This is a genomic window from Gordonia sp. IITR100, from assembly GCF_002009645.1.
Taxonomy (GTDB): Bacteria; Actinomycetota; Actinomycetes; order Mycobacteriales; family Mycobacteriaceae; genus Gordonia; species Gordonia hongkongensis.
In genome coordinates, this window is the sequence record NZ_MVKV01000008.1 from 133,078 (window position 1) to 146,942 (window position 13,865).

Genomic DNA, 13,865 nt, shown 5'->3' on the forward strand with positions numbered 1-13,865 from the left:
TCCTAATTCCTGGAAGGCAATACTGCGATGAATAAGATGTCAGTCACCAATGATCAGGTTCGCACCGGCATGTTGCGATCGATCGCACCCGAAACCGGGGCGGAGTACTCGGTGGTCGTGGCGAGCCCGCGGGCGGAGCCCGAACTGTGGCGTGAGTACCTCGCCGGCGCGGACGCGTCGTACCACCGGCACGGGTGCGCGGCCGCACTCGAGTACGACGAGGTCGCCGGCGGCGAGGGCACGGCGATGTTCTTCGCGGTGCTCGACACCGAGGGCAAGGTTGTCGGCGGACTACGGGTCCAGCCCCGGTTGGAGGCGGCTGCGCAGTCGCACGCGCTGGTCGAATGGGCGGGTCAGGCCGGTCAGGTGCAGCTCGTCAACGCCATCGAAGAACGTCTGCACGACGGCATCGTCGAGGTCAAGACGGCCTGGGTGGACGAGCGTTCGGCGATTGCGGGGTCGGTGGCCGGCCAGTTGTCGCGGTTGGGGCTGGTCATCATGGAGATGTCCGGGGTCGAGGCCATGATGGCGACCGCGGCCGACCACGTCCTGCGCCGCTGGCAGTCCGGCGGCGGACGCCTCGACGAGTCGGTGTCCGCGACCCCGTTTCCCGACGACCGGTACCGCACCCGGCTCATGTGGTGGGATCGCGCCCGACTCGACACCCTCACCAGCCCGGAGACCTGGCGCCGGATGCGCCGGGAGGCCGACGCCCTCCAGGCCGCGACGACTCAGCGCCCGCTGGTCCGGCTGTCGATGTCGACGAAGTCGGCCGGGCGTCGGTAGAAGACCTCGTACAGACTCGCCGACGGCGGAGACACCGTCCGCTCGGCGTCGGCGGCATGTGCGCTCGGCGCGCCGTCGTTCCAGGTCACCGCGTCGATGGATCTGATGACCGTGGTGTCCCGGCCGTTCTCCTTGGCCTGATACACGCAGGCGTCGGCCTGGCCCAGGAGGTTGCCGATCACGTCGTCGGTTGAGTAGGCGGTCTCGAAACGGCCGGAGACCAGCGGATCACCGGCAAGGCGCAACGGCGCGCAGACGCCGCCGACGCTGATGGTGACCGGAGCTGCGGCGGCGACGGCGGCCCGTAGGCGTTCGGCGCTGAGCCACAGTTCGTCCGCGTCGTGGACGACGTGGAACATGAGGAACTCCTCGCCGCCGTAGCGGCACACCTCCGAACCCACGGGGGCGTGCTCGCGGATGGCTGCCGACGCCGCCAGCAGCACGCCATCACCGGCGAGGTGACCGTACTGGTCGTTGATCTTCTTGAAGTGGTCGACGTCGAGCAGCAGGATGCCGATCCATCCGGTGGACGACCGCGCGGCCGAGAGGAGTTGTGATGCGCGGATCAGGAAGCCACGTCGGTTCAGCAGGCCGGTCAGCGGGTCGATCCCCACCAGGCGGGTCTGCTGATCGAGCACGGCCTCCATCGACTTGCGCAACGCGACGACGAGGAAGACCGGCACCACGATCAGGCCGAGCATCGCGCCGAAGCTGATCAGATACGCGGGCAGCGAGGAGGACATCACCGCGAGGACGGTCGCCGCACAGACGACCGCCAGCGCCAGATGGGTCAGGATGAGTCGGGTGGTCGCCGAGATCGCGCCGATCGCCGGGATGACCGCGACGATGGCGAGGACGAGCGTCGATGATCGCGGCGAGGCCAGGATCATCGAGGTGCCGCAGATGCCCACGATCCCCAACCCGCCCAGGAACGCGAACTCGAGATCGGTCAGCCGGGCGCGGATGGCCGTCACCGCGAAGACGACCGCGATGAACGACCAGATGGTGAGCAGGATGGGCATGCCGCCCGGATACAGCGTCTCGGGCGCGAGCACGCTGATGACCGGTAGCGGGATGACACCACCGGTGCTGATCAGTGTCGCCATCGACCGGGCGTCGTAGCGTCGGAGCACCCTCCTGATCAACGACATCTCTCACGACCGCTTTCCGTCGGCGGCTGTGGTGTCAACCGCTTGTTCGCCCAACTATGCTTGTTTACATCCGAGAATCCCTTGGCGAAAATCGGTCTCCGGCGTCCTACGCATAGGCAATGAAAGCACCTTACCAGCAGCTTTGCCGCACCTCGCGGAATCGTTAGCAGCGCTGCCGAGAATAGTGGCGAATCGCCGGCCGCGTCGGTCTCAGATTTTGTGAACATCTGTCAAAAGAAATCGATGTCTCGACCCGGGCCCACGAAAATTGCACACGGTTTCGTCGAACCGTCGCGGCGGGCATTTGTGAGAACGGTCATGACGGCCGGTCCTGGTCCGCCAGCGGTGGCGCCTCGTCCTCCTTCCCGGAAGCGGACCGGCTGAGTAGTATCTCCGCGATGGAGAACTGCGGCGCCCCCGGCGTCGCCCTGGGGGGATCGGACCAGCGAATGACGTCGTGTTGACGTTCGGCACCTCGGTGATCGCGGTGTCGGTCGACCCGTACCACCGAGCCGTCGTCGCGTATGGCTACGAGACGTCGGCCGCGGCCGCCGAGCGCTTCATCGAACAGGTGCTGATGCCCATCAGTCCGCGGGCGCGTTTCCAGCGGCGGTCGGACTTCGACTGGCTCATCCACCTCCCGTGGACCGGCGCCGGTGACGACGAGAGCGGACGCAACGCACTGATCGAGGCGGCCCGTACCAAACTCGGTGCGCACACCGTGAGCGACGGGGAACGCAACTGGTTCCTCGACGTGTGCATGGGCGTCGCCGTCGGCGATGTGCACCTCGCCGCCGAGTCCGAGGACGATCTGGTCCGCCACGCCGATGCCGCCCTGTGCATCGCGCTGAGCAGCCGCACCGCCGTCGCATTCGCATCGCCGACGATGCTGCGCCACATCCGGGCCGAGGTCGACCTCGCGGGTTGGCTCACCAGATCGGTCGAGCGCGACTTCTCGGTCTTCTATCAGCCGATCGTCGCGGTACCCGACCGGCGGGTCGTCGGGTACGAGTCGCTGCTCCGGTGGCACACCGAGTCCGGCGTGCTGGCTCCGGACGCGTTCCTGTCTGTGGCCGAGGGAATTTCGCTGCTCGCCCCCATCGGACGGCATGCCATCGGCGAGGCCATCCGGGACCTGTCGGGGGAGATCACCCGGAACGTCGGGCCGAGCACGTTCGTCTCCCTCAACCTGTCCGGGCAGCAGTTGTGGGACGACGGGCTCGTCTCGTACGTCCACGGCCTGATCGACGGTCATGGTGTCGAGCCGTCGAGGGTCTGGGTCGAGGTGCGGGAGGACCAGGCGATCCGGGTCGACACCTCCGCGTCGCGGGCGATCGACGCGCTCCACGACCTCGGCTGCACGATCTGCATCGACGACCTCGGGGCCGGGTTCTCGGCCCTGCGCTACGTCCGCGATCTCCCGGTCGACGTCCTGAAGGTCGATCGGACGCTCATCGCGCAACTGGCCGACAGCTCGCCCGACCGCGCCGTCGTCCGCGCGATCGGTGAGATGGCCGCCGCCACCGGGGTGAAGATGGTCGCCGAGGGAATCGAATCCGAGGCGTTGCTCCCGATGCTCGAGGAGTTCGGGTTCGACTACGCCCAGGGCTTCCTGTTCGGCCGCCCGGCGCCGCTCGTCGAACTGTTCGGGTCTGACCGGTAGCGAAGGCTAGGTGCCCGATTTCGTTGTGGCGCAGCGTATTGCTCCCTGGGGTGCGAAGCGTGGCCGATCCTGCTCCCTGAGGTGCGAGCGAAGCGAGCCTCGAAGGGCGTGGTGAACATTTCTTGCCAGGCCCTTCGAGGCTCGTCGCTATCGCTCCTCGCACCTCAGGGAGCGAAAGGCTGTCGCTATCGCTCCTCGCACCTCAGGGAGCAGAGAGAGACGGCACCGCTTTACCCGACAGACCAACGGTTCTGCGGTTTGTTCGGACTAGGGAGCGGAATGATTCGTCGTCGATGGCACCCCCCTTCGACATGCGGCTGTTTCCTCAAATGTGTTGCGGCTCCAGACGATCAATTCATGTGACCGTACTGGTCTCGATCGCCTGTGGTCGGCCGGCCGACTCCACCTCGATCCGCCGCGGCTTGGCCTTCTCGGCGACCGGGATGGTCACGGTGAGAACGCCGTTGTCGTAGCGCGCAGAGATGGCCGCGCTGTCGATGGCGTCGCCGAGAGTCAGTTGGCGGCGGTAGGTTCCGGAGAATCGTTCGCTCGTCAGCCACTGCACGCCCTCGTCGGACGGCGTGCTCCGCTGGGCGGAGAGGGTGAGGACCCCGTTGTCGACGCTGACGTCGATGGAACCGGGATCGGCGCCGGGCAGATCGGCGATGAGCAGGTAGTGGTCCTCGACCTTGTACAGGTCCAGGGGCATGAAGCGGGGAGTGCGGGCAGTTCCGGCCGCTGAACCGGTCATCATGCCTCGGGTCCAGGCATCCATGTCGGAAAAGGGATCGAAACGAAGCACAGCAGTTCACCTCCTGATTCTCAAGGCTGCTCGCCACCCGTTGGACGAGCAGTTCATCGCTGTACTGCCAACGAAGATAGCACCGGATCCGGCACTCGTCTAGCACTCTGGAGGTGAGAGTGCCAGATTTTTCCGGGGCCCGAAGACGACGCCGCCCAACCGCGAGTTCGACTGTGCCGGAGTGGGTCCGGTCTGCGCCGGCGTGGCTGCCGGAGGGTCGAACGACGCGATCGGGCGGGGTTGGGTCAGGTCAGTCGGTGAGCTCGGTGGCGTCGATGCTGAACCCGGCGTTGCGGAGACGGTCGATGAGAGCGTCGCCCATCGCCACGGCAGTCGTCAGCACTCCGGCCCGCTTGGGCAGGTGGTCGCGGTCGAGGGCCAGTGCCAGCGCGCTCTCGGCGAGCATCACTGCGGTGGCCTTGTAACCGGGATCGCCCTGGGCGCGCATCCGGGCCTTGTAGCGTCGTCCGGTGGTGGTCCGCGTGAACGTGTCGACCACGAAATAACCGTTCTCGCGGGCCTTTTCGCTGGGTCCGTCACCGGGCTTCGGCAACACGCGGTCGAGGACACGTCGCGTGGGGCCGAAACTCATCGCTCCCATGAACGCGCCGGTACCGACCGCGACGGCGCCGGCGATCAGGGTCGACACCGCGGGGACGCCGCCGACGCTCATCGTCTCAGCGTAGTGGAAGTCCTTGCCGTAAGCGTTGTCCAGCAACGCATTCGAGCGCCGCACGATCCGGGTGTTGTGGGCGGCCATGAAGAAGGGCGCGAGGGTGCCGCGCAGCGACGGATCGACCTTCTTGGCGTTGATGATGGACAGGTCGCTCGGTTCCTCGGACAAGCTGACCCGCGGGACCTCGCCGGGGCCGCCCGAGAGGGCCTGCGGGTTGAGCATGAGCCGCCGGGACTGGGCGTTGCGGGCCTCCTCGGCGATGACCCGCATCGAGTCGATCGTTCCGCCGGAGATCCCGCCGCGGAACGACGCGACGACGAGGGTCGTGTCGGTCATCTCGCCGGCGGCGTCGTCGGAGACCTTGCGGTGCAGCGCGTAGGTGGTGATGTCGGAGGGCACGGAGTCGAAGCCGCAGGAGGGCACGATGCGTGCCCCGGAGGCGGCGGCGACGTCGTGGACCTTGTCGATCGCGTACCGCACGAACGGCACCTCGCCGGTGAGGTCGACGTAGTCGGTTCCGGCGGTGGCCGCCGCCACGATGAGGGCCTCGCCGTACTTGAGGTAGGGGCCGACGGTGGTGCAGACGACCTGGGTGCGCGCGACCATCGCGTCGAGCGCCGCGGGTGATTCCGCGTCGGCGATGATCAGCGGCCAGTCGTGTGCGCGCAACGGCAGCCGCTTGCGGGCGTCGGTCAGCTTCGACTCGTTGCGGCCCGCCAGCGCGATCTTCGTACCGATCGGCGCGTGGTCGGCCAGATACCGTGCCGTGAGTTCGCCGACGAAGCCGCTGGCGCCGTAGACCACGACGTCGAATTCGCGGCCGTGGGAGGTGGATGATGTCGTGTCGGTGTTCGATTCCCCGCTCATCTTCCCGACCTTACGTGGGACCGGGGTCACACGTAACCGTCGAGTCGGGCGAGACGGTCACGACGCCCGCCGAGCGGCGAGGCGCGCGGCGAAGGGCGCCACGAACAGCATGAGCAGGACGCGCAGGATCTGGGCGGCCACGACGAACGCGACGTTCCCGCCCGCCCCGGTGGCGGCGGCGAGGACGGCGTAGATCCCGCCCGGAGTGGTCGCGAGATAGCAGTCGAACATCGACTCGCCGGTCCACGCGGACAGCACGACCCCCAGCAGGGCGCAGCCGGCGCCGATGACGAGGATCAACACCAGCGCCAGCGGCAGGACACGGCCGATCGCACGCAACCGCGGCATCGTGAATCCGAGGCCCGCCTGCCAGCCGATCACCGCGTAGGCGACCGCGAGCAGTGCGGGGGACACCTCGGCGGAACCGGCGATCCCGGTCAGTTCGGCCGCGGTGGCCAGCGCCAGCGGACCCAGCAAACCGGCTGCGGGCATGCGCAGCAACCGGCCGAGCGGGATCCCGACGCCCAGGCACACCGCCAGCAGTAGCAGTCCCCAGCCCTGATTCTGCAGCGTTTCCGCCGACCAGGCGTCGGATCCCGGTGCGACGGCTCCGTTTTCGGCACCGAACACGAGCGAGGCGACCACCGGGATGGTGACGGTGACCAGCGCGACGCGCAGGTACTGGATGACCGCAACCATCCGTTCGTCGCCGCCGAACTCGCGGGTCAGCGCCACCAGCCCGGACGCGCCGCCCGCGACGAGCGCGAGCGAGCCGGTCAGGGAGTCGACGTCTCGGTGCAGCCCGAGCAGGGCGCCGCAGGCGATCGAGATGACCAGTGTCCCCAGGCCGATGACGAGCACCGGGAACCACGACGACCCGAGTCCGCCGACGGTCTCGGGCTCGGCCATTGTGCCGATGAAGACGCCGAGGACACCCTGCGACGCCACGAACGCCCATCGCGGGACGATCGGGTCGTCGGATTCGTCGGCGTCGGTGTTCGTCCGGCCGGGCGCGCGGCCGGCGATCGCGAGAGCACCCGCGACCACGAGCCCCGCGAACAGGGCGGCGGCGTCGACCTCGAGGAGCTCCAGAACGAGCGTCGCGACCGCGGTGAGGAGAATCAGCACTGTCCAGCGACGCACTGGCTCCACAGTAGGCCCGCCGCCGGGAGCGGAGCGAGCGGGACCTCAGACCGGCCGGGCGGTCCCGACGGTCAGCGCGCCGAACGGCTTCGGTACGCCGGGCTGATAGAACGCATCGACCGGCCCGAGTGCGAAGCCGGCGGCAGTGAGCTCGGCGCGTACGTCGCGGGTGAGATGGCAGCCGCCTGCGACGCGTTTCTGGATCGGTTCGAGTCGGCGCTGCCACCGTCGGACGCGGGCGTCGGGGGCGGAACCGTGTTCGAGGAATCCGAGTTGTCCGTCCGGACGCAGCACGCGGCGGAGTTCGGCGAGCGCCGCTTGGTGGTCGGGGATGGTGCACAGGGTGAAGGTGGTGAGCGCGGCGTCGAACGAGTCGTCGTCGAACGGCAGTCGTTGGCCGTCGAGTCCGGCGCGTTCGATGGGCACGGGGGAGGTGGCGACGCGGTCGGCGGCCATCGACCATCCGACGGTCGACGGTTCGACGGCGGCGACCTCGGTGAGCCCGGCCGGGTAGACGCCGACGTTGAGGCCCGAGCCGAAGCCGATCTCGATCATCCGGCCGGACAACGACGCGCAGGCCCGCGCCCGCAGCGGGGTCAACGCCGCCATGCCGCAGGTGCGCTCGATGAGGTGCGGCAGGACTCGATCGTCGTAAAAGCCCACGTGACGAGGGTAACGCCGCTCCCCGCCGCGATGTGGGGACTCGGGAGAGCACTAGGCTTGTGGGATGAACCGACCGGCCCAGAACGCCCCCGGGCCCAACCCGTCCACACTGCAGGCCCGGGTCATCGTCGACGAGATGATCCGCGGCGGTGTCCGCGAGGCCGTGCTGTGTCCGGGGTCGCGCAACGCGCCGCTCGCCTTCGCCCTCCACGCCGCCGACGCCGCCGGGCGATTGCGTCTGCACGTGCGGATCGACGAGAGGTCGGCCGGTTATCTGGCTCTGGGGCTCGCGGTGTCGTCGGGACAGCCCGTCCCGATCGTGATGACCAGCGGCACCGCCGTGGCGAACATGGGACCGGCGGTCTTCGAGGCCAACTATGCGCGGGTGCCCCTGGTCGTCGTCAGCGCCAACCGGCCGTACGAACTGCTCGGCTCCGGCGCCAACCAGACCGTCGAACAGTTCGGCATCTTCGGGACCCAGGTGCGTGCGGCGATCAGCCTCGGCCTCGCCGAACAGGATCTCGACACCAACAGCCAGTGGCGCTCGGCGGTCGGTCGCGTGCTCGCCGCCGCCCGGGGCGCGCGTACCGGCAACGCCGGCCCGGTGCAGTTCGACATCCCGCTGCGCGAACCGCTGGTCCCCGACCCGGACGAACTGGCCGGCCCCGACCCGTCGACCGACCTCGGCTCGTTCTCCGGCCGGCCCGGCGGACTGCCCTGGACGCAGGCGCCCGTCGGCAGACTCGACGTCCCGGTGCCCATCGACCTGTCCCTGGACACCGTGGTCGTGTCGGGGCACGGGTCGGGTGTCCATCCGGGCCTTGCCGGGATCCCCACCGTCGCCGAACCGACGGCACCGCGGCCGGCGACGCCGCTGCATCCGCTGGGCCTGAACTCCGTCCGGCCCCAGCAGGCGATCATCTGCGGTCGGCCGACGCTGCACCGCGGGGTGTCCCGCCTGCTCGCCGACCCCGAGGTCCGCGTCTACGCGCTGACCACCGGTCCGCGCTGGCCCGACGTCTCCGGCAACGTCTACGCGACCGGCACCCGGATCGAGGTCGTCGGCGAGCCGCGCGAGGACTGGCTCAAGGAGTGCGCGGCGGTACAGGAGCGGGCGGCCTTCGCCGTCACCGCCGAACTCGACGAGCCGGGCCCGGCCACCGGGCTCCACGTCGCACGGGCGGTCAGCGACGCCATGGCCGCCGGCGACCAACTCGTCGTCGGCGCCAGCAACCCCATCCGGGACATCGCCCTGGCCGGCCGGATCGCCGACGGGGTGCGGGTCCTCTCGAACCGCGGGGTCGCGGGTATCGACGGAACCAATTCGACGGCGATCGGTGCCGCGATGGCACGTGACCGGGATCAGGCCGGCGCGCGGACGATCGCCCTGATGGGCGACCTGACCTTCGTGCACGACGCGACCGGTCTGGTCATCGGCCCGGGCGAGCCGCGCCCGACGTCGCTGCGGATCGTGGTCGCCAACGACGACGGCGGCGGGATCTTCGGTCTGCTCGAACAGGGCGACCCGCGCTACAACACCGGGCTGTACGCCGGGGCCTACGAGCGGGTCTTCGGGACCCCGCATCGGACCGACATCGCGTCGATGTGCGCGGGTTTCCACATCCCGCATCGTCGGGTGGGGGTCGGTGAGCTCGGCGCGGTGCTCGCGGAGGAGCCTGCTCCCGGCGGGATCGAGGTCGTCGAGGTCGCCACCGACCGCGAACGGCTGCGATCCGTCCACGCGGCGATTGCGGCGCGCCTTCGGTAGTGCGGCCGGTGCGTCCCGGCGGTGCGCGACCGGTCGGGCCGGGCACCGGCGGATCGGTGCCCGCTAGTCTGAACGGCATGAATCCGGTGATCCAGCGACGCGTGCAGCTCGGTCTGCTCGTCGTCGGCGTGACGATCACCTTCATGGCGATGACGCTCATCGCCGGTTGTTTCAAGAACGACGCGACGATCGAGGCCAGCAAGGCGACCGTGATGGCCGAGGTCGTGTCCGTGGACAGCCTGCACGCCGCGGTGAATTTCCAGACACCCGACGGCTCGTTCCACAGCCCCCGCTTCGGACTGCTGTATCCGACCGAGCTGAGCGAGGGACAGCGCATCAGCGTCGACTACGCGGTCTACAACCCGGATCTCGCCCGCCCGACCGGCCGCACCGCGGTGCTGTCCATCATCCCCGCCCTGTCGGTGATGGTCGGAGCGTGGCTCGTCATCGGCCTGCTGATGGTCGGGGTCGCGGAGTCCAGTCGTCGCTGGGCCCGCCGCGGCACCGCCGACGACGCTGTCGCCGAGGACTCCGACGCCGAGGACTCCGGCAGCGACGCGGCAGACCGGGACCCGGCCGCGGCCGACCAGGACGAGACGGTCAGCCCGGGATCACCCTGAGGTCTCCGCCGGCGACGACGATCGCCTCGGCGTCGGTCAGGAAGTGCAGCCGGTGCTCGGCGCCGAACCGCTGCCTCGTCGCCGCGATCGGTCCGCGACCCCCGACGGTGCCCTCCGCGTGCGGGATCACCGTGGTGTCGATCAGTCCGAGGCCCGCGGTCGAGGTCAGGGGTGCGGCCTCGGCGGGATCGTCGAGCAGCGACAGGGGAGCGATGTCGGGGCCGACGACCGCGGCGCCCGCGCTGACCCCGATGTAGGGGAGGCCGGCGCGGACCGCGTCGACGAGGGTGCGGTCGGCACCCGCCAGGCGCAGCGCCCCGAGTAGATGGAAGGTGTTGCCGCCGGCGACGAACACCGCGTCGACCCCGGCGAGCTCCTGGGCGAAGACGGCTGACCCGGTCAGTTCTGGATCGAGGTCGGTCACCTCGAAACCCTGCTGCCGAAGGGTGTCCCGCTCGAGGTCGAGCCACGCGTGATCGGGATAGATCGACGACGCGGTGGGGACGTAGCCGATGCGGCAGCCCGGCTCGGTCAACGGGGCGAGGAACTGCGGGACCGGGGTGAGCCAGCGACTCAGCAGCAGGAGGTGGGTGTCGGCCACCCCTCCACTGTGCCCGGTCGGAGGGCAACGCACCGTTCATCCTGAATTGGGTGGGCCGACACGTGCGCCGTGTGGTCCGGTCAATTCTGCGGGGGACGATCGCGATCATGCGCGTCGCGATCGTCGCCGAGAGCTTCCTGCCCCAGATGAACGGGGTGGTCAATTCCGTCCTCCGGGTTGTCGACCATCTCGAGTCCACCGGCCACACCGTGGTCGTCATCGCACCCGACACCCCGCGCGGCGTGCCGGGCGGGCCGCGGATGGTCGGCCGCCGGACCCCGGTGCACCTGCTGCCCGCGGTGCAGGTGCCGCGGGTGACCTCGCTCCCGGTGGGAGTGCCGTCGCCGCTGCTGTACCGCACCCTGCGCGACTTCGAACCGGATGTCGTCCACCTGGCGTCACCGTTCGTGGTGGGTGCCGCGGGCGCCGTCGCCGCCCGGGCGCTCGGCGTGCCCGTGGTCGCCGTGTTCCAGACCGACGTCGCCGGGTTTGCGGCAGCCTATCGGCTGGGTGCGGTGGAGAAGCTGGCCTGGCGCTACACACGCCGGCTGCACGAGATGTGCGACCTCACCCTCGCGCCGTCGACCGCGACGCTGGAGGTCCTCGCCGCCCACGGCATACCGCGACTCGCGCGCTGGGGTCGCGGCGTCGACGTCGGACTCTTCTCGCCGGACAAGCGCGACCCGTCGCTGCGCGCGGACTGGCTGGGTGCCGCCCGCGACGCCCTGGTGGTCGGGTTCGTGGGCCGGCTCGCGCCGGAGAAGCACGTCGAGCGACTGGCCGGACTGTCGGGCAACCCGCGCGTGCAGCTCGTGATCGTCGGGGACGGCCCCGAGCGGGACCGGCTCCAGCGCGCCATGCCGGATGCGGTGTTCACCGGTGAACTGCGCGGGGAGGCGCTGGCCCGCGCGTACGCGAGCTTCGACGTGTTCGTGCACGCGGGCGAACACGAGACGTTTTGTCAGGCCATCCAGGAGGCGATGGCCAGTGGCCTGCCCGTGATCGGTCCCGACGCCGGCGGCCCGCGCGACCTGGTGTCGGCGTTCCGGACCGGATATCTGCTGGAGGTCGGACGCTTCGCCGCGGAGCTGCCCGCGATCGTCGAATCCCTGCACGACGAGTCGGTCCGGGCGGCGTTCGGCCGAGCCGCGGTACAGGCCGTGCGTGCGCGCACCTGGCCGTCGGTGTGCGCGGAGCTCGTCGGTCACTACGCGCGCGTGACGGGCCGCGGAGTCGTCACCGAGGTGGGGCGGCCCGCCTGAGGTGGCGGCCGACCGCCCGGCGAGGCGACGCACCTCACGGCGGTCCTGGCCTGAACGACCGGTAGCGTGATCGGCATGTCATCGACGGGCGCGACACCACCGGAACGAGCGGGTCTGGGCCGGACGAGTGTGGGCCGGGCGAGCCTGGAGAAGGACCCGGCCGAGGTCGCGGCCATGTTCGACGGCGTCGCACGCCGCTACGACCTCACCAACACGGTCCTGTCGTTCGGCCGGGATCGCGGCTGGCGCAAGAAGACCCGTAGGGCACTCGACCTGCGCCCGGGCGATGTCGTCCTCGACCTCGCGGCCGGCACCGCGGTGTCGACCGTCGAACTCGCCTCCTCGGGGGCGCACTGCATCGCCGCGGACTTCTCGCTCGGCATGCTCAAGGCCGGTGCGCATCGGGACGTGCCGAAGGTCGCCGCCGACGCTCTGTCGCTCCCGTTCGCCGACGATTCGTTCGACGCCGCCACCATCTCCTTCGGCCTGCGCAACGTCAACGACGTCCCGACGGCGCTCGCCGAGCTCCGCCGGGTACTCAAGCCCGGCGGACGACTGGTGATCTGCGAGTTCTCCACGCCGACGCTGAAGCCGTTCCGCACGGTGTACATGGAGTACCTGATGAAGGCGCTGCCCGCGGTCGCGACGAAGGTCTCGAGCAGCCCGGCCGCGTATGTCTATCTCGCCGAGTCGATCCGGGCGTGGCCGGACCAGTTCGCGCTGGGCGACCTCATCCGCGACGCCGGGTTCACCGGGGTGCGGTGGGAGAACATGACCGGTGGGATCGCCGCGATCCACTCGGCGCGGGCCTAGTGGTTCGCGGCCCGCGGGGTCTCGTCGTGCGACACCGGGCACCCGGGCGCGAAGGTGCCGAGGTCGTCGATGCGGAAACCGCCGGGGTAGCTGCGAACCTGCTTCGTCTGGCGACCGAAGAGCGGTTCGGTGCGGGGTGACGCGAAGAGGCGGATCGCGAGACCGCGAGCCTTGAGCCCGCCGCGCACCAGGACCCGTTCGACCGCGGTCGGTTTCGGATATCCGAACGCGCCGAGGAGCCGATCGTCCATGAGCGCGAACGACATCCGACGCACCACCGCCCGCGGCAGCAGCTTGTACGGCATGAACGTGCCGAGCAGGTCGAGGGTGGCGTCGGCGACGGCCAGGGAGTCGGGACTGAAGGCGAAGTGGGCGGTCTCGTACTCGTCGTAGAACGTCTTGAAGTCGTCGTAGGTCTCGGGGATGTCCTTGATGCCCATCAACTGGCCGAGCCGGCGGTAGTAGTTGGTGAGGCCGAGGATCTCGTGGTTGGTCAGTGAGCGCCACTCATAGGAGTTGACCCACTCGACCGGGCAGACGACGAAAGTGGCCAGCACGTAGAGGAAGTCGCTGTTGGGGATGTCGTACATGCCGTGCATCTGGTTGATGCGCCGGATGCCGGCCCGTCCGGCCGGGCTGTCGACCCCGTGCTCGATCGGGGCGTCGAGCAGCAGGACCGTGTCGTCGTAGCGCTTCTGCGTCGACTCGGTGAACTGGCTGGTCTTGTACAGGAGGTCGCCGATCGACGGCACCGCGTAGGTGCGGAACAGGGCGAAGCTCAACGCCTGTGTGATGCCCCACGGGAATTCCTGCGTGCCCAGGGCGCGGGCAATCGCGGTCGGGTCACCGACGGCATCCATGCGGTCGATCTCGCCGCGCAGGTGGTAGCGCTGTGCCAGGCGGTTCTGGACGGCGTGCTTGGCTCGGGTGGCGAGAGTGGATGCGGCGGACATCTTCCATCTCCTGGGTCGACGGGTGGCCTGATTCTGTCACAGCTGTGGCCGCGGCCACACGTGTTGGAACACTACAGCCCGATCGTCTCAAAGCGCC

General features: G+C 69.6%; 13 protein-coding genes. 6 read left to right on the forward strand and 7 right to left on the reverse strand.

Features of this window, described 5'->3' with window-relative positions; genetic code table 11:
* The first annotated feature begins 69 nt into the window (after positions 1-69).
* Positions 70-786, forward strand: coding sequence for a hypothetical protein (locus tag B1818_RS13625; RefSeq protein ID WP_078113033.1), 717 nt, complete (start codon positions 70-72; stop codon positions 784-786).
* Here B1818_RS13625 and B1818_RS13630 read toward each other — a convergent pair.
* Complete coding sequence (locus B1818_RS13630; RefSeq protein WP_254859669.1) at positions 732-1,937, reverse strand: diguanylate cyclase; 1,206 nt, start codon at positions 1,935-1,937, stop codon at positions 732-734. The genes B1818_RS13625 and B1818_RS13630 overlap by 55 nt on opposite strands.
* Before the next feature lie 457 nt (positions 1,938-2,394).
* Here B1818_RS13630 and B1818_RS13635 point away from each other — a divergent pair, with 457 nt between their 5' ends.
* A complete protein-coding gene (locus tag B1818_RS13635; RefSeq protein ID WP_078113035.1) occupies positions 2,395-3,600 on the forward strand; it encodes an EAL domain-containing protein in 1,206 nt (401 codons plus the stop codon).
* A gap of 355 nt (positions 3,601-3,955) precedes the next feature.
* Here the strand turns inward: B1818_RS13635 and B1818_RS13640 are convergent, their stop codons facing one another.
* The 4 genes from B1818_RS13640 to B1818_RS13655 all read right to left on the reverse strand — a co-directional run bounded on the left by B1818_RS13640 (position 3,956) and on the right by B1818_RS13655 (position 7,751).
* On the reverse strand, positions 3,956-4,402 hold the full coding sequence (locus B1818_RS13640; protein WP_058253341.1) for an Hsp20/alpha crystallin family protein: 447 nt from the start codon (positions 4,400-4,402) through the stop codon (positions 3,956-3,958).
* A gap of 250 nt (positions 4,403-4,652) precedes the next feature.
* Complete coding sequence (locus B1818_RS13645; RefSeq protein WP_078113073.1) at positions 4,653-5,945, reverse strand: trans-acting enoyl reductase family protein; 1,293 nt, start codon at positions 5,943-5,945, stop codon at positions 4,653-4,655.
* A 57-nt stretch (positions 5,946-6,002) separates the two neighbouring features.
* Positions 6,003-7,088: an AbrB family transcriptional regulator gene (locus tag B1818_RS13650; RefSeq protein ID WP_068970029.1), complete on the reverse strand. Its 1,086-nt coding sequence runs from the start codon at positions 7,086-7,088 to the stop codon at positions 6,003-6,005.
* A 45-nt stretch (positions 7,089-7,133) separates the two neighbouring features.
* Complete coding sequence (locus B1818_RS13655; protein WP_058253339.1) at positions 7,134-7,751, reverse strand: class I SAM-dependent methyltransferase; 618 nt, start codon at positions 7,749-7,751, stop codon at positions 7,134-7,136.
* Between the two features lie 64 nt (positions 7,752-7,815).
* Here B1818_RS13655 and menD point away from each other — a divergent pair, with 64 nt between their 5' ends.
* Together menD and B1818_RS13665 are read left to right on the forward strand one after the other, a co-directional pair.
* On the forward strand, positions 7,816-9,519 hold the full coding sequence (gene menD, locus B1818_RS13660; RefSeq protein WP_058253338.1) for a 2-succinyl-5-enolpyruvyl-6-hydroxy-3-cyclohexene-1-carboxylic-acid synthase: 1,704 nt from the start codon (positions 7,816-7,818) through the stop codon (positions 9,517-9,519).
* A 77-nt stretch (positions 9,520-9,596) separates the two neighbouring features.
* Entirely contained in the window at positions 9,597-10,139 is a 543-nt protein-coding gene (locus tag B1818_RS13665) for a hypothetical protein (RefSeq protein WP_068970036.1), read from the forward strand.
* Here B1818_RS13665 and B1818_RS13670 read toward each other — a convergent pair.
* On the reverse strand, positions 10,120-10,740 hold the full coding sequence (locus B1818_RS13670) for a Type 1 glutamine amidotransferase-like domain-containing protein (RefSeq protein WP_078113036.1): 621 nt from the start codon (positions 10,738-10,740) through the stop codon (positions 10,120-10,122). The genes B1818_RS13665 and B1818_RS13670 overlap by 20 nt on opposite strands.
* Positions 10,741-10,847: 107 nt before the next feature.
* Between B1818_RS13670 and B1818_RS13675 the strand changes: the two genes are divergently transcribed.
* Together B1818_RS13675 and B1818_RS13680 are read left to right on the forward strand one after the other, a co-directional pair.
* Complete coding sequence (locus tag B1818_RS13675) at positions 10,848-12,002, forward strand: glycosyltransferase family 1 protein (RefSeq protein WP_068970035.1); 1,155 nt, start codon at positions 10,848-10,850, stop codon at positions 12,000-12,002.
* A 75-nt stretch (positions 12,003-12,077) separates the two neighbouring features.
* The gene (locus tag B1818_RS13680; protein WP_068970034.1) at positions 12,078-12,815 is read left to right on the forward strand and encodes a demethylmenaquinone methyltransferase; all 738 of its coding nucleotides are present in this window, start codon (positions 12,078-12,080) and stop codon (positions 12,813-12,815) included.
* Here the strand turns inward: B1818_RS13680 and B1818_RS13685 are convergent.
* Positions 12,812-13,768, reverse strand: coding sequence for an oxygenase MpaB family protein (locus B1818_RS13685; RefSeq protein ID WP_078113037.1), 957 nt, complete (start codon positions 13,766-13,768; stop codon positions 12,812-12,814). The genes B1818_RS13680 and B1818_RS13685 overlap by 4 nt on opposite strands.
* Positions 13,769-13,865 lie beyond the last annotated feature (97 nt).

What these genes read in the sequence shown, in the direction of transcription:
- B1818_RS13625 (WP_078113033.1), top strand. Translation starts at nt 70, where the DNA reads ATGTTGCGATCGATCGCACCCGAAACCGGGGCGGAGTACTCGGTGGTC.
- B1818_RS13630 (WP_254859669.1), bottom strand. Translation starts at nt 1,937, where the DNA reads ATGTCGTTGATCAGGAGGGTGCTCCGACGCTACGACGCCCGGTCGATG.
- B1818_RS13645 (WP_078113073.1), bottom strand. Translation starts at nt 5,945, where the DNA reads ATGAGCGGGGAATCGAACACCGACACGACATCATCCACCTCCCACGGC.
- menD (WP_058253338.1), top strand. Translation starts at nt 7,816, where the DNA reads ATGAACCGACCGGCCCAGAACGCCCCCGGGCCCAACCCGTCCACACTG.
- B1818_RS13665 (WP_068970036.1), top strand. Translation starts at nt 9,597, where the DNA reads ATGAATCCGGTGATCCAGCGACGCGTGCAGCTCGGTCTGCTCGTCGTC.
- B1818_RS13675 (WP_068970035.1), top strand. Translation starts at nt 10,848, where the DNA reads ATGCGCGTCGCGATCGTCGCCGAGAGCTTCCTGCCCCAGATGAACGGG.
- B1818_RS13680 (WP_068970034.1), top strand. Translation starts at nt 12,078, where the DNA reads ATGTCATCGACGGGCGCGACACCACCGGAACGAGCGGGTCTGGGCCGG.
- B1818_RS13685 (WP_078113037.1), bottom strand. Translation starts at nt 13,768, where the DNA reads ATGTCCGCCGCATCCACTCTCGCCACCCGAGCCAAGCACGCCGTCCAG.